Source organism: Enterococcus termitis, assembly GCF_001730305.1.
GTDB lineage: Bacteria > Bacillota > Bacilli > Lactobacillales > Enterococcaceae > Enterococcus_L > Enterococcus_L termitis.
In genome coordinates this window covers 184504-203083 of the sequence record NZ_MIJY01000012.1, presented here as the reverse complement: position 1 = coordinate 203083, position 18580 = coordinate 184504, and the positions used below count along the sequence as shown (strand labels likewise).

Annotated in this window: 21 protein-coding genes and 1 pseudogene; 15 read left to right on the top strand and 7 right to left on the bottom strand. The window is 30.6% G+C overall.

The window, feature by feature from the left end; all coding sequences use genetic code 11:
* Positions 1–353: 353 nt before the first annotated feature.
* The 6 genes from BCR25_RS08305 to BCR25_RS20685 all read left to right on the top strand — a co-directional run bounded on the left by BCR25_RS08305 (position 354) and on the right by BCR25_RS20685 (position 3505).
* The gene (locus BCR25_RS08305) at positions 354–1325 is read left to right on the top strand and encodes a ribose-phosphate diphosphokinase (RefSeq protein WP_069663149.1); all 972 of its coding nucleotides are present in this window, start codon (positions 354–356) and stop codon (positions 1323–1325) included.
* Positions 1326–1839: 514 nt separating this feature from the next.
* The gene (locus tag BCR25_RS20705; RefSeq protein ID WP_245792122.1) at positions 1840–2073 is read left to right on the top strand and encodes a hypothetical protein; all 234 of its coding nucleotides are present in this window, start codon (positions 1840–1842) and stop codon (positions 2071–2073) included.
* A 136-nt stretch (positions 2074–2209) separates the two neighbouring features.
* On the top strand, positions 2210–2773 hold the full coding sequence (locus tag BCR25_RS20700; RefSeq protein WP_245792110.1) for a hypothetical protein: 564 nt from the start codon (positions 2210–2212) through the stop codon (positions 2771–2773).
* 8 nt (positions 2774–2781) lie between these two features.
* The gene (locus BCR25_RS20695) at positions 2782–3036 is read left to right on the top strand and encodes a 4Fe-4S dicluster domain-containing protein (RefSeq protein ID WP_245792109.1); all 255 of its coding nucleotides are present in this window, start codon (positions 2782–2784) and stop codon (positions 3034–3036) included.
* Positions 3036–3185 (top strand): RnfABCDGE type electron transport complex subunit D, encoded by a 150-nt coding sequence (locus BCR25_RS20690; protein WP_245792108.1) that lies wholly within the window; start codon positions 3036–3038, stop codon positions 3183–3185. Before BCR25_RS20695 ends, BCR25_RS20690 begins: the two co-directional genes overlap by 1 nt.
* Entirely contained in the window at positions 3140–3505 is a 366-nt protein-coding gene (locus BCR25_RS20685; protein ID WP_245792120.1) for an RnfABCDGE type electron transport complex subunit D, read from the top strand. The genes BCR25_RS20690 and BCR25_RS20685 overlap by 46 nt, the downstream gene beginning before the upstream one ends.
* A 613-nt stretch (positions 3506–4118) precedes the next feature.
* On the opposite strand, the pseudogene BCR25_RS20975 reads toward BCR25_RS20685, so the two are convergent.
* The 7 genes and pseudogenes from BCR25_RS20975 to BCR25_RS08270 form a co-directional block, all read right to left on the bottom strand.
* A pseudogene (locus BCR25_RS20975) lies at positions 4119–4262 on the bottom strand (IS3 family transposase); the annotation flags it as partial.
* Positions 4263–4277: 15 nt separating this feature from the next.
* A complete protein-coding gene (locus BCR25_RS20805) occupies positions 4278–4568 on the bottom strand; it encodes an IS3 family transposase (protein WP_071879523.1) in 291 nt (96 codons plus the stop codon).
* Positions 4568–4708, bottom strand: a complete 141-nt coding sequence (locus BCR25_RS20680) for a hypothetical protein (protein WP_245792107.1) — start codon at positions 4706–4708, stop codon at positions 4568–4570. Before BCR25_RS20680 ends, BCR25_RS20805 begins: the two co-directional genes overlap by 1 nt.
* A 411-nt stretch (positions 4709–5119) precedes the next feature.
* Entirely contained in the window at positions 5120–5686 is a 567-nt protein-coding gene (locus BCR25_RS08285; protein WP_069663148.1) for a DEAD/DEAH box helicase family protein, read from the bottom strand.
* A 142-nt stretch (positions 5687–5828) separates the two neighbouring features.
* Complete coding sequence (gene serS, locus BCR25_RS08280) at positions 5829–7082, bottom strand: serine--tRNA ligase (protein WP_069663147.1); 1254 nt, start codon at positions 7080–7082, stop codon at positions 5829–5831.
* A gap of 282 nt (positions 7083–7364) precedes the next feature.
* Positions 7365–8108: an SDR family oxidoreductase gene (locus tag BCR25_RS08275; RefSeq protein ID WP_069663146.1), complete on the bottom strand. Its 744-nt coding sequence runs from the start codon at positions 8106–8108 to the stop codon at positions 7365–7367.
* Positions 8105–8944: a helix-turn-helix domain-containing protein gene (locus BCR25_RS08270; protein WP_069663145.1), complete on the bottom strand. Its 840-nt coding sequence runs from the start codon at positions 8942–8944 to the stop codon at positions 8105–8107. Before BCR25_RS08270 ends, BCR25_RS08275 begins: the two co-directional genes overlap by 4 nt.
* A 226-nt stretch (positions 8945–9170) precedes the next feature.
* Between BCR25_RS08270 and BCR25_RS08265 the strand changes: the two genes are divergently transcribed.
* From BCR25_RS08265 to BCR25_RS08225, 9 genes are read left to right on the top strand one after another with little or no spacing between them, the layout of a single operon-like run.
* Positions 9171–10151, top strand: a complete 981-nt coding sequence (locus BCR25_RS08265; protein WP_069663144.1) for a Gfo/Idh/MocA family protein — start codon at positions 9171–9173, stop codon at positions 10149–10151.
* A gap of 24 nt (positions 10152–10175) precedes the next feature.
* The gene (locus BCR25_RS08260; RefSeq protein WP_069663143.1) at positions 10176–12380 is read left to right on the top strand and encodes an FAD-binding oxidoreductase; all 2205 of its coding nucleotides are present in this window, start codon (positions 10176–10178) and stop codon (positions 12378–12380) included.
* Entirely contained in the window at positions 12367–12606 is a 240-nt protein-coding gene (locus tag BCR25_RS20970) for a 4Fe-4S dicluster domain-containing protein (RefSeq protein WP_069663142.1), read from the top strand. Before BCR25_RS08260 ends, BCR25_RS20970 begins: the two co-directional genes overlap by 14 nt.
* Entirely contained in the window at positions 12603–13739 is a 1137-nt protein-coding gene (locus tag BCR25_RS08250) for a M20 family metallopeptidase (protein ID WP_083242619.1), read from the top strand. Before BCR25_RS20970 ends, BCR25_RS08250 begins: the two co-directional genes overlap by 4 nt.
* Positions 13733–14860, top strand: coding sequence for a radical SAM protein (locus tag BCR25_RS08245; protein ID WP_069663141.1), 1128 nt, complete (start codon positions 13733–13735; stop codon positions 14858–14860). The genes BCR25_RS08250 and BCR25_RS08245 overlap by 7 nt, the downstream gene beginning before the upstream one ends.
* A gap of 21 nt (positions 14861–14881) precedes the next feature.
* Positions 14882–16102, top strand: a complete 1221-nt coding sequence (locus BCR25_RS08240; protein ID WP_069663140.1) for a phenylacetate--CoA ligase family protein — start codon at positions 14882–14884, stop codon at positions 16100–16102.
* A 9-nt stretch (positions 16103–16111) separates the two neighbouring features.
* Entirely contained in the window at positions 16112–17581 is a 1470-nt protein-coding gene (locus BCR25_RS08235; RefSeq protein ID WP_069663139.1) for a class I adenylate-forming enzyme family protein, read from the top strand.
* Positions 17582–17585: 4 nt separating this feature from the next.
* Positions 17586–17840 (top strand): acyl carrier protein, encoded by a 255-nt coding sequence (locus BCR25_RS08230; RefSeq protein ID WP_069663138.1) that lies wholly within the window; start codon positions 17586–17588, stop codon positions 17838–17840.
* A complete protein-coding gene (locus BCR25_RS08225; protein WP_069663346.1) occupies positions 17830–18573 on the top strand; it encodes an SDR family NAD(P)-dependent oxidoreductase in 744 nt (247 codons plus the stop codon). Before BCR25_RS08230 ends, BCR25_RS08225 begins: the two co-directional genes overlap by 11 nt.
* Positions 18574–18580: the final 7 nt, after the last annotated feature.

The window sequence follows — 18580 nt, the reverse complement described above, 5'->3', positions numbered from 1 at the left end:
TTTGTGCAGCTAGATAACGACCAAAAGCGGAACAAATCGTTTAATCCTGTAGAAAATAGACAATAAAAATTAAATAGGATTTATAGATATAATGCGCTTTCATTTTTGAAACTATTTAAATAGTAATATATATTTTCGATGTTGTCATTAGAAATTTCTATAAATTTTTCAATGAAAATGACAAATTTGACATATTTTTACTTCTCCAGATTTTTATTGAAAGCTAGCGGCAATTTTTTATGAGAAATTTGTATTAATTTGTAGGAATACCCTAAAATCACTTGATTTATTTTGAAAAAGTGACTACTATTTATAAGGAAACTATTGTTCAGTAAAAGAAAGCGGAGGTCCCCATGTCAAAACATTATTTTGATCCAAGATTGAAAATCTTCTCTCTTAACTCGAATCGTCCACTAGCGGAAAAAATCGCAGAAGCTGTTGGCGTAGAATTAGGAAAATGTTCTGTAAATCAATTTAGCGATGGTGAAATTCAAGTGAATATCGAAGAAAGTATTCGTGGTTCGCATGTTTACATCATCCAATCAACAAGTAGTCCTGTCAATGATAACTTGATGGAATTATTGATCATGATCGATGCCTTAAAACGCGCAAGTGCCAAAACAATCAACGTTGTTATGCCTTATTATGGCTATGCGCGCCAAGATCGTAAAGCTCGCGCTCGTGAGCCGATCACAGCTAAGCTTGTAGCAAATATGCTTGAAAAAGCTGGTGCAACAAGAATGTTGACATTGGATTTACATGCAGTTCAAATTCAAGGATTTTTTGATATCCCAGTGGATCATTTAATGGGTGCACCATTGATTGCTGATTACTTCCTTGAACGAGATATCAAGGGTGATGATGTGGTTGTTGTTTCTCCTGACCACGGTGGTGTGACACGTGCACGTAAACTAGCTGAGTACTTGAAATCACCAATCGCAATCATTGATAAACGTCGTCCAAAAGCAAATGTTGCTGAAGTGATGAATATCATTGGACATGTAGAAGGTAAAACATGTGTCTTGATCGATGACATGATCGACACAGCTGGAACGATTTCACTTGCAGCCAACGCACTAAAAGAAGCGGGTGCCAAAGAAGTATATGCTTCATGTACTCACCCAGTATTATCTGGTCCTGCTTTACAGCGTATCGAAGATTCTGCTATTGAACGTTTAGTTGTAACAGACTCCATTTACTTATCTGATGACCGCAAAATCGATAAAATTGATGAAGTTAGCGTGGGTGAATTAATTGGGGATGCAATCAAACGTATTCATGAAAATAAACCAGTTAGTCCATTGTTTGAGACGAAGCGCAAATAAGATTAAATGAAAACAGAAAAAACAAACATTATTTTGTCTATCAAAATGATGCTTGTTTTTTTGTATTTATAAGTTGCTAAAATTAGGAAGATAACAGGAAAATATTGAATTTAATCTTCGTCTGAAAAATATTGTGATCAAGAATTTGATATAGAAAACGTTTCATTCTATTTATTTACTGAGCTAAAGAGAAATGCTCGATTTTTTTGAAGGATGGCAAGTTCAACTTTAGGCACTTAGCGGGAAAAAATAACAATTAAAATGAATCAACTTGATACACTAAATTTAATAGTGAAAACAGTTAAGAGATAAAATGAAGAGAGAAAAATATGAAATTTGGGGTTTAACGATGCAACTAGTCGTTGTGGAGATTGCACTAGTGTACTATTTTTTTATTTACAGATAAGTAAAAAAATTTCTAATTAGAAGGAAGGAAAATCAATGTTTTTTAGAATAAAAAAAGCTTGGCGGTGTTACGGTTCCAAAAAATAAGTGGCTAACCAAGTTAGAATCAATCACAGAGCTAAGTGCTCCCAAGCAGATTATCTTACCAATGAATATGCATATCGGTAAACCTGCAAAAATTGTTGTTTCTATTGGTCAAGAAGTGAAAATAGGAACGTTGATTGGCGCAAAAGATGGATTGATTTCAGCCAACATACATAGCTCAGTTTCAGGAACTGTTGAAAAAATTGAGCAAAGAATCATTGGAGTAAACGAAGTGTCAGTTGTAGTCATCAAAAAATGATTTTAAAGATACATATGAAATATCACAATCAGGAAATGAAAACATAGTTGATATCATTAAAAACAACGGAATTGTCAGCATGGATGGAGCTGTTTTTCCAATAGATGTAAAATTTCTTTTCAAAGAACATTAGCAGATGGAAACGTTGATCATTAACGCGGTCGAGTGTGAACCCTTTGTCATGGCTGATAGACGAATTATCATTGAGCAGCTGAATGATTTTATCGAAGGAATCAGTCTGCTCCAGGAAATGCTAACAACCAAACAGTTTGTGATTGCAATCGAAATTTCATCGGAAGAGTCAATCCAAAAACTGAATGCTAAGATCGATAATGACCGTATCAAACTAAAAATTTTACCAAATCACTATCCTCAAGGTGCTGAAAAGATCGTTATTAAAGCGGTCCTTGGAACTGAACTGCCAGTAGGGAAATTACCGATTGATTTAAATGTTGGAATCATGAATGTATCAATAGTATTGGCGACATTTCATGCATTGAAAGAAAATCGACCATTGATCGATCGAGTTGTGACGGTTTCTGGTACACCGATCAAGACGCCTCAAAACTTACGCGTAAGAATCGTCACACCGATCGAACATGGTTTTATTGAAAGCCCGATGAAATTGATCAATGGCGGGCCAATGATGGGGAAAGTGATTCAAAATTTAGATGAACCAGTCACAAAAAAACTTCTTTGATTCTTGCGTTGACTAGAGAAGAGACTAAAATCCTCGAAGAACAAAATTGTATTCGCTGTTCAGAATGTTTGAATGCATGCCCTGTCAATTTACAACCGATCTCTATCAGTAATGCTTATCGAGCAGGTGATATTGAAGAAACAAAACGCTTAGGAGTATTGAACTGTATCGATTGTGGTGCATGTTCGTATATTTGTTCGTCAAAAATCGATATTTTAGGTGATATCCGAGCAGTGAAGCAAAAAGTATTGGAGAGTCGGTGATGGTAAATAAAGAATATACAAGTGCGGGGCCATTTACGGGACCTCATATTAGAGAAAAATGGACCTTTCAGTGGATCATGCAGCAAGTGTTTATTGCTTTGGTATTTCCAACGATTGCCACTACTTACTTTTTTGTTGGTGGTCACTAGTAATGGTAGTGGTAAGTATTGTTGCCTGTGTAGGGCTGGAATTTTCTTTTCAGAAAATAGTTCATAAACAAGTGACGATATCGGATTATAGTGCGGTGATTACAGGGTGGCTTTTGTTTTTGACATTGCTTGTGACAGCGCCATTATGGATATTGCTTATTGGAGATTTTATTGCGATTATCGTTGTAAAGCAATTGACTGGCGGGATTGACAGAAATTGGTTGAATCCAGCTGTGGCAGCTCGTGTGCTGTTTACCATGGATCACGAACTGGGTCACACCACAACCAGATGTTGTCACGAGAGCGACGCCATTAGCTGACTTAGGTAATTTTGCTAGAGAGGTTTCACCCACGACATCAGATTTGTTTGATTTGTTATGGGGTTTGGTTTAGGTGGACCAATTGGAGAGACATGTAACTTTTCGTTACTTTTATCAGCTGTTTATTTGATTGTACGTAAAATCATCAATCCGTTGGTTCCTGTTCATTAGGCGTGTTTTATAGCACCATATTATTAGATAGTGGCTTTGATTTTTCATTTGCTGAGTGGCGCATTGATTTTTGCTTTCTCAGTTCTTTTTGAATTATACTTTAGTTTTTTTCTTTTGAGTTCTTTTAGGTTGTAGTAGTGACTAAAGAATCTCTATATAAGAAATCGAAAGTTTGAGAACTAACACGAAAGATTTCAATTATTTATTTAACAAGGAATTCTATAGGTTGAAGAAGCTATCATGTGTCTATTAATTTCTATGATATAAACATAGATTTAGAAAGAGCTAATTTAAATTGAGTGTTTTTCTAAAGTTCTAGGTTATACCAAGGTAAATAAAAAATAGTAAGTAATTTAATAGAAAATCTAAGGTTTTCTATTTTTTACTGAATAACAATAAAAAAAAGAGTAGAGAAGCGGGACCCAATAGTTAGACCATATATCGATTTTAATAGACCAAAGAAATTTTCCATAGGGGCGTTGTCAAAACAGTTTCCTTTTCGCAACATGTTTTGAAAAATAGTCTCATTGAATAATGCTTTTCTGTATTGTTTCACCTGATAAGCCCAACCATGATCAGAATGAAAGGTCCGGCGATTGAGTCAATCAGAAGTCACTTTGATGGCTTCCTTTTGGGCGTCAAGGATTGCTTTGGCAGTTGGGTTTTCTGAAATTTGATACGAAAAAATTTCACCATTCTTGCGAGATTTATGCGTAAATTTTGCCCCTTTCAACCCCAGCTTGTGCATGATCCTGCGAATCTTTTTCTGATTCACGTATACTCCTCGTTTATTCAAAGCAATTTGAATATTGTTTTTCTCTAATGCTTTCTCCGTATTTTCACAATCGAATCGCCTTTGCGAATACGCATAAGTCACTTCAAGAAGGATCATTAACTGGAACTATATTCAGAGTTCGTGAATGATTCGTACGTCTTATTCTTGCGTAGATACGGAATATTCATTTCTAAAGCCCGGAGCAGTTCATTTTCAGGTTCTAATTCTTGTTCACGAGTCATTTTTTTCTTTGTCATTGAAGGTCTTCCTTTCGGTTTGTGTAAAAGAGCTTCGATGTTTTTACGTAGAAAAATTTGGTGCCAAGAATGAGGCAGAGCTTCAGAAGATAGACCGTATTTTAACGCAACCTCAAAGTAAGAATCACCACTAGTTAAATAATAGTGTATGACACCTTGCTTGAACTGGGAAGAGTATTTTGATTGTTTCTTTGACTTTTCGGAGCGTTGAATCCAAATTTATCCACTGTTTAACCCATTTGTGTACGAGGGAATCAGCTGGGATGTCAAATTTGTGGGCTAAGGCAACATAACTACCATTCCCGTTTTAATATGCTGCAACTACTTTTTTTAAAATTCATGATCATATTTAATCATAAAAAGCCCCCAAAGTTAGATTTTTTGGTCTAACTTTGGGGCTCATTTCAAAGATTAATCTAAAAAATTAAAATAGTTTATAATAGAGTCAGCTACTTCTTTAGAAGTTTTGTATTCAGTATTCAACCGACAATATCTTTCATACTTTATTTCGTTTTTGTTTGAGTTTAAACGATAATACAAAGTATGTTCTTTTAGCTCCTTTTCAGAATATTCAATATTTCTTTTAGAAGGCTTTTTTTCTAATCGGTGTGCATCTTTATTTCTAATAATTCTGGTTTCAAGTTCTGCTTCTAACTCAATAAAATAGGGCTCTATGTTGTGTTCGCGAAATATTTCAAAAAATCGGTCGTTTCTCTCAATATCTTTAGGGTCATCAAAATAAGTAACAAAACTCGCAATTATGCCCACATTATCGGGTTGTTTCACAATTTCTTGGAATAAGCGTACACGAATTTCATTGCTTAACGTAAACATTTCTGATGTCCAGCCTAGAAATGGTTGTAAAAGATCTAAGGTCATATGATTAAATAGTAAAGGAAGTTTTAACTGTTGGGACAGTTCTTCCCCGACAGTCATCTTCCCCACAGCATGAGGGCCAGTAATAAATAATACTTTCATCTTGAATCCTCCTTCAAAATTTCTTTTTTAAGAATATATATAACGAAAATAATTAGTTATATTACCTATAATAAGAGTTAACAAAAACAGCCAATAAAAATTTATTTAAGTGTTGAGTTGAAAAAATGTAAGTTAATAAGGCCTAGCCTTCAATAATATCTATATTATTCATATAGGGTTTCAAAACCTCTGGAATAATAATACTTCCATCGTTAGTTTGGTAGTTTTCTAATATGGCTGCTACAGCTCTGTCTATTGCAATTCCTGTACCATTTAGTGTATGAACATAATCAAGTAGACCATTTTCTTTATACCGTATCATTGCTCTACGGGCTTGAAATGATTCACAGTTTGAGCATGAGCTTATTTCTCTGTACTTATTTTGTCCAGGTAACCATACTTCCAAATCGTATGTTTTTGCCGAAGAAAAACCTGTATCTTCAGTAGATAGTAACACTACTTGATAAGGAAGATTTAAGTCTTGTAAAATTCTTTCAGCATGCGAGGTTAATTTCTCTAGTTCTTGATATGACGAGTGTTTGTCAGTAATTTTTACCATCTCTACTTTATTGAATTGGTGCAATCTAATTAGCCCGCGTGTATCTCTACCAGCACTATCTGATTCAGATCTAAATGAGGGACTCATCGCTGTAAAATTGATGGGCAGCTTGGTTACATCAAGGATTTCATCTCTAAAGTAATTTATTAAGGGAATCTCAGCGGTGGGCATAATTGTCCATTCATTATTTTTTAATTGAAAAACATCATCTTTAAATTTGGGAAATTGACCACTTCCATACATAGACTCATTATTTAACAGATAAGGAGGTACCATTTCTATATAATTGTGTTCATTGATATGAGTATCTAACATATAATTTTGAAGAGCTCTACATAACAATGCACCAATATTTTTATAGAAAACAAATCTTCTACCTGTAACCTTAGCAGCTCGATCAAAATCAGCTAGATTTAATAGTTCTGTAATCTCCCAATGTGGTTTTACATTAAAATTTTTCTTTTTTATTTCCCCCCAGGTTCTAACAATGTGATTTTGAGTTTCATCGCCTACAGGTGAACTAGAATTTATTAAATTAGGCAAAGAATTATACAATACATCGCTCTCATTTTTTATCAAATTAACTTTGATGGAATAAGTTTCGATTTCATTTTTTAAATCTTTCATTTCCTTTTTCAGAGGGGCACTTTTTTTTAGTTTCATTTCTGAAGCGGTAATATTTCGTTTTTGTTTTAGGGATTCGAGATATTGAAGTGATTTCCTATAAGTAATGTCTAGATGACGTAGCTTTATTAGAACTTCTTTTTTTACCCCTCTGGAAACTAAATTATCGCACACTAAATCAAAATCGTTTCTAAATTTTTTTTTGTCAATCATTTTTACTCCTCCTAAATATAAAGTAGCCTCAGAGGAATTATTCCTCTGAGGCGAATTAACGCGGTACCACTCAGTTTTTTACTTTAGTATGACATAATATGATCTTCTCTAGCTAGTTTTATCAGAGTGGATTCGTTTAGATAGCATATCTATTTTCACCAAACATAGACTCTCTAAAATGCTATTTTTAAACTACTAGCTCTGCATAGCAATCTATTTATTTTATATAATAATGAATTTTTATTTAATTGTCAACTATAATATAGTATACATGTTTGTGAGTTACAACCCTTGATTAACTGGTGTAATTTTTAATTCAGAAACGACAGTATTTTTAGTCTGTTGATATAGGAAAAAAATTATTTTTGCTATATCAATAGGCTCAATCCCTTCATTTCGTTCTCGTTGGAAAGCTTCGTTTCTAAATTTTATTTCTGAGATACTTTTATAGAGGTTGGTATTTACTGTACCAGGTGAGATTGTAGTAAATTTTATTTGTGTATCTTTCTCCTCGAAATTTAGATGTTTCATAATACAATTCATAGCTGATTTTGTAGCAGCATATACACCAGCTCCATTACAAATTTTTTCAGATGCAGTAGAACTTATGGAAAAGAAATGGCCATGATTGTATTTTCTAAAAATTGGGAGAACAAAATTAATTGAATGAAGAAAGGCTGTCAGATTTGTATTGATCATATTGTTCCACTCCTCAATTTTTCCATCGCGTAATAAGGATAGCGGCATAATACCTGCAGAAAAAACAAATAAATCAATCTTTTTAAATCTTTTATGAATAGATTCAAAGGTAGAAAGTAGAACGTTAGTATCAGTTATATCACAAGAATAATAATAACAAGCCTGGCCCTTTTTTTCTAACATATCCTGTATCTTTTGCATTTCTAAAATATTTCTTGAAATACCAATAACAAGAAAATTCTTTTCTGCAAGATATGTTAAAGTTGCTCTACCAATACCACTAGAAGACCCAATTACTAACGCAATAGGTTGTTTTTTATTTTTCATGATTTTCTCCCTTCTGTAATCAAAGCATTCATTAAGTCGTGTTCTTCAAGCGAAGATAATAATTCCAGAGAGTGTTGCATCATTTTTTTATTGAAAGTTATTTTTCCCAATCTATATTGTGCAATAGCATATAGATCATATCTTTTGTTTTCTTTGGATAGATGCATAGCTATGTCTAAATAAGTTTGTGACTTAGAAATATTCTCATGTAATTCAAGCATATAAGCTAAATTTATATAAATAGAAATTTTTATATTAGCCATACCATGAAAATTGTCGTATCTTTTTATGTTGAGTATCAATTTTTTTCCAATTTCAATAGCAGTATCTATTTGGAAGTAAAAAAGAATATGATTGAGAAACTTAATCTCATTTAAAAACCATGTATCCATGTTGGATATTCGTTCCCAAATTTTAGCCACTGATATTTTAGTAATGCATGAAAATTTTTCTTCATCCTTTTGTAATAGTAGTAAGCAATTTAAAATGTTAATCATATCTGAGATCAGAGAATTGCTATTATTTTCTAAAAAGTTGGAACATTTTTCTTTTAAGCTTTCTATTTTGTAAATTTCAGTATTATTTTTTATTAAGTAAAACTCATCAAGTAGTTCATCTAACTCTTTATTCTCATAGTTATTACAAATAAAGAAAAATTCATCATAATTCATATCTATTTTTTCTAGAAACTTTATAAAAGAATACAGTGTAGGCATAAGTCTGTCATTCTCAAATTTTGACAAGCTAGTTCTTGACAAATTATCAGAACAAACAGCATTTTGTGTGATTTTTTTATTCTTCCGTATCATCTTGTAAGTGGCTCCTATATTTTCCATATTAATTCCCCCCTATTTTTCCCTAATTCTCCTGTGAAATATTTAAAAATGTGAATATCGTGAACAAATCAAAATAAAAATACAGTTATAATGTAATATTATTTTAATGACTATCACATATAAATTAAACCACAAAACAGAAAGGAAATAAACATTTTGACAGAAAAAAAAGTATTGTTGTATTACATTTTATGGATTACTGGGTAAAGAAGAGGAGAAGATACGCATGAAAGTATTATTGGTTGGTTTAGGCTGGTTCGGAAAAAAGCATTATAATGTATGGAATGATTTGGGTGTAGAAATTGTTGGTGTTTTTGAAAAAGAAGGATTTTCAATCAGCCAAAATGATGAACAGTCAAAGTATCATAAAGAGGTTGTTGAATATACTGATAGTAGTCAAATAACTTTTTTTGATGAGTTGCAGCAAATAGAAAAATTAGATTTTGATTGTGTCGATATTACAACAAATGAAAATTCTCATTTTGAATACGCTAAATATTTTTTGCGAATTGGGAAAAAGGTCATTATTGAAAAACCTATTGCGTTAAATTATGAAGAAGTTAAGGAATTAAGAAAAATAGCATTAGAAAATGATACTTTTTTTTATGCAGGGCACATATTGAGATTCGATTCAAGAACGATTGAAGTGAAAAAAAGAATACAGAATTTTGAACTAAGATTTGGGAAATTTGAAAGAAATTTTCAAAATCAAGCCTTAAAAAAATATGGAAGCATACCGACACTTTATACAGCATTGATTCATGACTTAGACCTATTTAATTTTCTATTCAGCCCCAACTTAGAAGAGATAAATGAGATTCAATACAAATATTTATCTAATAAAAATTATCAAGCAGATTTGGTTACAGCAGTTTCATTTAAATATAATCAAGCCCTCCTTTTATTTAGTAATTGTTGGTTAGTATCGGAAGTAAATGAGTATGGGTTCATATCTAACTATCAACTATATTCGGAAAATATGAATATAGAACAGCAAAATACTCCAGATATTAAAATTTATGAGAAAACATTAGAAGTACCTGACTTATTTTTTTGGAATCACACATATTATCCTGGGGGAGCACTAAGAAGGATGCTAAATCATTATAAAAATTGTATTGAAATTAATGTTGAATCAGATATTGCTTCTATGAAATCAATAGAGAACACATACCAATTGATTCATTTAATACTTGAAAAAAGGTAAATATTATTGGGAAGGATAAAAAAAATGATGGAACATAGATGTTTCTTTAAAAGAAATGAAATATATTTTGAAACTGAGAATTTGGCTGTTTTTGCTTATGATGCTTTTTTAGAAAAGAATTTTCCTGAATTAGTTGTATTTCCAAAAAATGAAAAAGAAATGATTATGGTTATTAATTATTTGAAATCTCAGAGGCTGCCTTATTTAATAAGGGGTGGAGCAACCAACTATGTGGGTAGTGTAGTTCCAATTAATAATGACATTATTGTAAGTACATTACGCATGGAAAAAAAATGGGAATTAGATATAGAGACAAATACTTTGGTAGATGTATCTTCAAGTTGTACGGTTGATGAAATAAAAAACGCAGCTCTTCCATTTAGACATTTTCCACCTGATCCCGCTTCCAAAAACGTTGCAACTTTGGGTGGGATAATTAATATGAATGCTGGTGGAGCTTATTGTTTTAAATATGGGGTTACAAAAAATTATATAAAAAAAATGAATATTCATTATCAAAATGACACTTTAGCTTTAGGGTATGATAATCAGTATTCGTTAAAAAATTACCCTATTAAAGATCTATTGATTGGTTCAGAAGGAACTTTAGCACCTGTTTTACATGCTAATTTAAAAGTTCTTGCTAAAGAAGATTTTGAAGCTATTAGTATAGTCTATTTTAGTGATTACAGAGCAGGGATAAGGTTCATACTAGAGGTAACTGATAAAAAAATTCCATTATCTGCTATAGATATGTCAACAGATCCGTTTATACCTGCTATGAATATTAATAAGGTAGTAGGTTGCAATGTTATTATTTCTATTGAGTCATATTCAAAAGAAAAATTAAATATGTATACTAAAAAACTCAAATCATTGATAGCTAGGTTTCAAGGTACAGAAATAATCAAAGACAATCTTCATAAAGAACGACTGGATATTGTACAAAGAAATGTTCAAGTGATAAGAAGTGAATACAATCATTATACTTATTTTTTATTTGATAGTGTAATTCCTAGGTCGAAATTAAGTATTATGCTTGAATACCTTTATAAAGTTTCAAATATGTTATTGATGCCGTTGATGAATACATATCATGCAGGGGATGGAAATATTCACCCTACGGTTTTTTATGATTCAAGTTCTATTGAAGATAGAGAAAAGCTAGAATTATTTCTTTTCCTTATATTAAGTAAGACAGTTAAACTGGGAGGAACAATAACTGGTGAACATGGCATTGGACAAGAAAAAAAAGATTTTCAGTCATTGATTACTCCATCAATGATAGAAGAAGTATTTAAAAAAATAAAAGAAAAATTTGATCCAGATTATTTATTGAACGTCGACAAACTCATTTGTAAAGATTATAAATCAAATAAAGAAAAATACATTAATAAAATTGTAGGCCTAAAAAATAAATATATTAATGGAGGGGACTTTCAATGGCAAATAAGACGAATAAGTTCAGAAAATCATATTGTAGATCATAGAGATGGTCTAATATCAATACAACCTCAAGATACATTAAAAACGTTATTAAATAAACAAGGTTATAGAAACTATGCCATTCCTTATTATCCGATAATAAATGGAGAAGAATATATCATAAATTTAATCAAATATGGGATACCAAGTTTTTATGATAACTGCTATGAAATACAAAATTATATAACATATATAGAAAATGAAAAAGTGGAATTTGGAAGTAAGACATTAAAAAATGTTATGGGGTTCAATTTGATTGGGTTTCTATTGTCTAAGTCCACTTCTATTCAAGATATATGTGTGAAATGTATCAATAAAGAATATATTAAGGGGCAACTTTGTTTGTACGAAGTAGAGGGAAAGTTAGATTATTATTATGGAACAAAGTATATTGTGAAAAAAGATGGAAAAACAAGTCAGTATTTGGTAGGGAGGCCCGAACAAAGTGGGGAAAAGATAAAGAAAATCGTATTTCGGCCATTTATAAATTTTTCAAGCGATTTCTATATTTATTCATTTAAAAGTAAAATTTCAAAAGAATGTTTTGATAAGGGAATTCTTATTGATTACAAAACATTAATTACAGAAAACCGGATTAAAATGACTGAATATCAAAATATATTAAGTATAAGAAGGATAAATTTGAGAGAACAAATTGAAAAAATTATATATATTAATGAAACTCTCAAAAAGCAATTGATGCTGGAAAAAGAGCTGGAGGAGGTATTGCATGCTATATTTTAACTGTTCAAAGTGTGGTCTATGTCTTTCTGATTGTCCAGCTTATCAAAGGACAAAAAATGAGCAATATTCACCTAAGAGTTTGATTATAAATAATTATCATAACTCAAAAGATAACTTAGATTTTATTTGGAAGCAATGCTCCATGTGCAGAAGTCAATGTTTAGCATTATCAAAATGTCCGATGGGGATAAAATTTGACGAAGTGAAAAAGGAATTAGGCCGATGAGTTCGAAAATTCTAATTGAACAATTGTTTAATTTAATAAGAATTGATTCTCAAAATCCAGGGGAATATGAAGAACAAATTTCAAAGTATATACTTCAAAAATTAGATTACTACGGTTTTGAATATGAGTGTATCAGTTTCGATAAAATGAAATTGAGAAAAAATATAATAGTTTACGTCAAAGGTACATCCGAAGAAACAATCATTTTAAATGGACACATGGATACGAAACCTTTTGGAGATATAAAAAAATGGAAAACACCTCCATTTTCTCCAACTATTATAGATGGAGAAGTTTATGGATTAGGTGCTTCAGATATGAAGTCAGGCTTAGCAGTTATGATTTTTTTACTCATAACCATAGGTAAGAAAAAACAAAAACCATTATATAATTTGGAATTTCATTTTGTTGTTGATGAGGAGAATAATAGTTTTTTTGGTTGTAGGAAGTTATGTGATTTCAAGTATTTAAGAAAAGAACAATATAAACTAGCTATAATACTAGAACCAACCTCAGCTAGACTAGCAACAAAATCATTAGGGAATAAATGGCTAAAGATAGAAATATTTGGAAAAAAAGCTCATGCAGGTAAATATTATCAAGGGGTATCTGCACCTAGAATAATGACAGAGATATTAGTTTCAATTACTAAATATGCAGAAACTTTAAGAGGATTAGATCAATATCCTAATATAAATATTGGTTCTTTGTATGGAGGAGAACATCCGGGAACTGTTCAGGATTACTCAAGTTGTATTATTGATATCCGAGTTTTACAAGAAGATCATAAAAAGAAACTATTGAAACGTATTGAGGAACTATTAGCATTTTATGAAATTAAGTGGACAATGGCTGATTATGCTCCGGAAATGTATTCATGGATAAATAGTTTTGAATCTGACGAGATAATAGAGTTGATGATGTTGGAGTCAGGACAGACAGAAGGCTTATTATTTCAGGGTGGATCAGATGCAGGATTTTATAATCGATTAGGATTGAACACGGTGATTTTCGGCCCAGGTTCTTTGGATCATGCACATCAATATAATGAAAAAGTGAATATTGAGGAAATAAATATAAGCTATAAAATTTTAGAAAATATTTTGTTAAATGGATGTGGAAAATTATGTTAGAGCTAAAAAGTAATGATTCAAAAAAATTAAGAAATCAAAATAAAGTTTTAAATTATAAAGATACATATTTTTCTACTATCAATGATGGAAAGAATGTAGGTAAATTTATAGAGTTTCACCCATCAGATATATGTAACTTTAATTGTTCGTTCTGCTCTTATAAAAAAAGTAATTCATTATCTGGTAATAGAGTGATATATCCTTTTGATCAATTGGATAAATTAAGAATGCTTGATCCCAAAGCTATTACTATCGTAGGTGGAGGAGAACCCACATTGTACTATGATAAAGAAAATAGAAAAAATTTTGGAGATTTAGTTCAATATTTATCTGAGCATACTAATGCGAAATTAGGATTAATTACAAATGGAAGTACAATTATAAAAAAAGAAACACTTGATAAATTTGAATGGTTGCGGATTTCTCTAGACTATACAAATCCTACCAGTTATTTAAAATCTAAAGGTTATACATTGAAGAAAGTCTTGGAGAAAATTAACAATCAATTCTTAAAAAGCGATGTGAGTAAAATTGGTATAGGTTATCTTATAAATAATGAAAATTTAGAAGAAATTTATGATCTATTAAAATATTTTAAACAGACAAGAGTAAATATACAGTTTAGAAAGACTTGTCCAATAGAATCATGTGATTGCCCCTTACTTCAAGTTGAGGATAAAGAGGATGAAGTAAATACTAATGATTTATCTAAATATTTTTTTGAGACTATGAAAAAGTTGGAAGAAATAATTTGTAAAGAACCTGATCTAGAAAAATTTGTAAAAGAGCAGACGAATCTGGGAGATTATTTTAAAAAAACTAAACAACCAAAAGAAATAACCGCTAAGAAATGTTATACATCACTTTTTAGATGGATTGTAAGACCTGAGGGCTCAGTTTTTCCATGTGTAATGTGTGCAACACAAAATAATAAAAAAATTGGCTCGATTTTTGAAGATTCTTTAAAAGTTTTACAAGAAGAATCTTTCAAGTTTTATCACTATGAAAAATGTACTACAAATGATTGCTGTAAAATTGGACAAGGGGTTCAGAATGATATTTTTGAGCAGTCTTTAGATAGTAGCGAAATAAAATATGAAAGTAATGACTTTTTCATTTAATTTAGGAGGGAAATAAAATCAATGAATGAAAAAAATTTTTTAAGGAACAAGGAAAAAATTTACAGAATGCTTATAAATATTTATGAAAATCCATTTTATAAGAAAAGAATGTTAAATGAAACAATGGTTTCATTTAATCAATTTGATTATCAATATTTTAGTAAAAATATTCCTGTGATTGAAAAAAAAGATTTGTTAGGCGTTGAGGAAACACTACTCCCTTCACAAATTTCCCAATCCAAATTGTTTTTTGATGATACCAGTGGAACAGATGGAGAGCCTTTACGCTGTTATATGGGGGAAAAGGAGAAGATTCTTTTTTCAAAAAAATTATGGAGTATTAGAAAGAGTATAGTTCCTAATTTAAATATAAATGATAAAGTTGTTCAGTTCTATTCATCAAGACATATAAAAGGGAAAACAATTACTGATGCAGTAGTAGATTCTGAAAAACAATTGTTACTTTCTTTGTTTGATCTATCTGAACCTAAATTGAAGCTTTTTATTGAGACTATTAGTAATACTGGGTGTCAGTGGCTTCACGCAGTTCCTTCGGCGGTACTGGCTTTAGCTAGGGTAATTAATCGATACGCATTGAGAATACCTGAACTGAAATATATTGAATTGACTGGAGAGTATATTTCAGAAGAAGAATTCAAGTATATCAAAGAGACCTTTAAAACAACTGTAATTAATCATTATGGGCTTAGAGAATTTTGGACAATCGGATACGGTGAAGGGAACATGTTAGAAATAAATGAAGATAATGTTTTTATAGAAAATGATACATTGTCTAGTGAAAATACAGGGATATTGGTTACAAGTTTGTCTAATTCAATGTGGCCGTTAATTCGTTACAGAGTGAAAGATAATGTTAAATTAGTTGAAAAAAATGATGAATTTAAACTAAAAATTATGGGAGGAAGACATTCTGAATACATAGAATTATGTGGCACTTCTTATAATTCTATTGTTTTTTCATATGTTGTTAGAGAGATAAATCGAAGAATGAAAGGCACGTCTATAATAAAATATCAAATACACAAATTAAATAGCAACGAAATTTTATTTATAGTTGTTTTAGAACAAGAAAAGCAAAAATCATTGGTTGAAAAACACTTAAAAAATATTGGAAATGAGGTATTACCATCTATTTGCATAGAGATGAAAGTACAATCTGAAATTGAACTTTCCTTTGAATCAGGAAAAAAAAGAACAGTTATCGATAAAACAATTGATTAGGAGAGTAAATTGAATATAAAAAATCTATTAGTTACACAAAAAAAGAATAATAAAGTTGCTATTACTCAAGGAAATAAACATCTGTCATTTGAAAATTGGTACACATTATCAAGTGAATTGCACAATTTTTTCTTAGATAATCAAGTATTTGGGAATGTTGCGTTATGTATGAATAATAGCATTGAATATGCTATTGCCTACTTTGGTATTACATTTTTGGGAGAAACAATAGTTCCGTTAAATCCAAATATGAGTAATGAAAATTTATTATCTGAACTGAAATTTTGTGATGTGACCTATATGCTTGTTGATAAATCTCAAAGTGACCAAATACAGAAATGGATCCTTCAAGAAAAAAGAGAAATTATTTTGATTGAAGTAAACGTGACTGAAGAAATGAAAATTGAGATAAAAAAGTTTGAGGATAATACTTTTAAAGAAAGAGTAAATGAGGTAGTTCAAGATAAAAGTGTGGCAATTTTATTACCTACTTCAGGTACCACCTCGAATTCTAAACGAGTAATGTTAACGCACGAAAATTTATTAACAAATATAAAAAACAATTTACCCTCTTTAAGAGCAAATGAAAAATCTGTATTTCTTATTGCTCTTCCAATGTATTTTGGCTATTGTAATACGTCTCAATTTTTAACTAGTTTGTTCTTAGCAGCAAGAATAGTAATTTCTGAATCAAAATTTATAGCAAAAAATTTTTTTCATATAACAGAAAAAGAAAAAATAACGCACTTTACCGCAGTGCCTACAATGCTAAAAATGATTATCGATTATAGGTATGGAAACCTTTATGATATTAGTAGTTTAATACAAATTTGTTTTGGAGGAGGACCTTGTAAAACTGAATATATTCAAAATTTTTGTGAATATTTTGGAAAAGATAAAATTGTACAGACATATGGACAAACTGAAGCTGGGCCTAGGATTTCATTTAAAACATACACTAGCGGAGAAATTATAAATAAATCGGTTGGAGTACCTATACAAAATATAGAAATTAAAATAGAAAAAGAAACGACTACTGATTTTAATGGTGAAATATTGATTATGAGTGATAGCTCAATGAAGGGATATTATAAAAATATTGAGGAGACAACAAAAATTTTAAGCAATGGCTGGTTGAAAACAGGTGATCTAGGATATCTTGATGACAATGGAGAGCTACATATAACTGGTAGAAAAAAAAATATTATTATTTGTGGAGGGATTAGTATATCTTGTGAATTTATAGAAGAAGTAATGCTTGATTTTCCGGGAATAACAGAAACTGTAGCCTTTAGTAAAAAAGATGAACTACTTGGAGAACAAATCGGTATAAATTATGTGTCAGAATATGCAGTTAATGAACAAGAATTAAAAAAATATTTTAAAAATAGAACAGGTTTGAAAAATATAAAACTATGGTTGGAACAAGTTGAACAATTAAAGAAAACATATAATGGAAAGATACTAAGGGGAGGATAAAAAAATGGTAACCTCAGATATATTGGAAAAAATACTAATAAAAGTTTGTGAAAAGGAAATAGTTATAACGCAATTAAACGAAACAGATAATTTATTCGAGTATTATGAAATGGATTCACTTGAAATTGTTAACTTTTTGTTTGAAATTGAAACTACATTTAATATAGTGTTGGAAGATGAAGACTATAATCCAGAAAAAGTAGGTACTGTAACGAATTTGATAAAGCTAATTGATGAAAGAAAAAAAAATGAAGATTGATTTATCAGAAAAGGTAATTATTATTACAGGAGCTTCAAGTGGAATAGGGAATTATTTAGCCAAAAAATATTGTGAGGAAAAATGTAAACTTGTTGTTTGTTACAATAAAAACGTGGATGAGGCTATGAAATTAGAATCGTATTTAAAAAATAAAGGTTGTAAATATATGTTGTTTAGAGTTGATATCAAGATCAGTAGAGAAGTGGTAATTATGATGGGAAAAGTCGTTAAAAAATTTGGGAAAATAGATGTTCTGATTAACAATGCAGGAATCATTTTAGATAATACTCTTCTTGAGATGTCAGATAAGCAGTGGGATTCTGTAATTTCTACGAATCTAACGGGAACCTTTATTTGTTGTCGTGAATGCGCAAAAATTATGAGAACTCAAAATTTTGGGAAAATTATTAATATTTCTTCTTTGAAAGGACAAATAGGTAGTGAATTTCAAGCAAATTATTGTTCATCAAAGGCAGGAGTTATCGGCTTAACTAAGTCAATGGCTAAAGAATTATGTGTTTTTGGAATAACTGTAAACAGTGTTTGTCCTGGATTTATAGAAACCAATTTAAACATGGGGATGGAAACTAAAAAAGAGCGTGCTACTTCAGAAAGTCTTTTGGATATAAAAAATAATTTAGATTCCTTAAGTTGTATGTTAGCTTTTTTATCTTCTAATTTAAGTAACGGGGTTACAGGACAAGTTTTTAATGTAGATTCTAGATTAATTTAATAAAATA

Bases quoted from the DNA above. Each gene is read 5' to 3' on its own strand.
- BCR25_RS20805 (WP_071879523.1), bottom strand. From the start codon at position 4,568: ATGATCCTTCTTGAAGTGACTTATGCGTATTCGCAAAGGCGATTCGAT.
- BCR25_RS20970 (WP_069663142.1), top strand. From the start codon at position 12,367: ATGCTATATTTTAACTGTTCAAAGTGTGGTCTATGTCTTTCTGATTGT.
- BCR25_RS08240 (WP_069663140.1), top strand. From the start codon at position 14,882: ATGAATGAAAAAAATTTTTTAAGGAACAAGGAAAAAATTTACAGAATG.
- BCR25_RS08250 (WP_083242619.1), top strand. From the start codon at position 12,603: ATGAGTTCGAAAATTCTAATTGAACAATTGTTTAATTTAATAAGAATT.
- BCR25_RS08225 (WP_069663346.1), top strand. From the start codon at position 17,830: ATGAAGATTGATTTATCAGAAAAGGTAATTATTATTACAGGAGCTTCA.
- BCR25_RS20690 (WP_245792108.1), top strand. From the start codon at position 3,036: ATGGTAAATAAAGAATATACAAGTGCGGGGCCATTTACGGGACCTCAT.
- BCR25_RS20680 (WP_245792107.1), bottom strand. From the start codon at position 4,708: ATGACAAAGAAAAAAATGACTCGTGAACAAGAATTAGAACCTGAAAAT.
- BCR25_RS08275 (WP_069663146.1), bottom strand. From the start codon at position 8,108: ATGAAAAATAAAAAACAACCTATTGCGTTAGTAATTGGGTCTTCTAGT.
- BCR25_RS08230 (WP_069663138.1), top strand. From the start codon at position 17,586: ATGGTAACCTCAGATATATTGGAAAAAATACTAATAAAAGTTTGTGAA.
- serS (WP_069663147.1), bottom strand. From the start codon at position 7,082: ATGATTGACAAAAAAAAATTTAGAAACGATTTTGATTTAGTGTGCGAT.
- BCR25_RS08245 (WP_069663141.1), top strand. From the start codon at position 13,733: ATGTTAGAGCTAAAAAGTAATGATTCAAAAAAATTAAGAAATCAAAAT.
- BCR25_RS08285 (WP_069663148.1), bottom strand. From the start codon at position 5,686: ATGAAAGTATTATTTATTACTGGCCCTCATGCTGTGGGGAAGATGACT.
- BCR25_RS20700 (WP_245792110.1), top strand. From the start codon at position 2,210: ATGGAAACGTTGATCATTAACGCGGTCGAGTGTGAACCCTTTGTCATG.
- BCR25_RS08260 (WP_069663143.1), top strand. From the start codon at position 10,176: ATGATGGAACATAGATGTTTCTTTAAAAGAAATGAAATATATTTTGAA.
- BCR25_RS08305 (WP_069663149.1), top strand. From the start codon at position 354: ATGTCAAAACATTATTTTGATCCAAGATTGAAAATCTTCTCTCTTAAC.
- BCR25_RS08265 (WP_069663144.1), top strand. From the start codon at position 9,171: ATGAAAGTATTATTGGTTGGTTTAGGCTGGTTCGGAAAAAAGCATTAT.
- BCR25_RS08270 (WP_069663145.1), bottom strand. From the start codon at position 8,944: ATGGAAAATATAGGAGCCACTTACAAGATGATACGGAAGAATAAAAAA.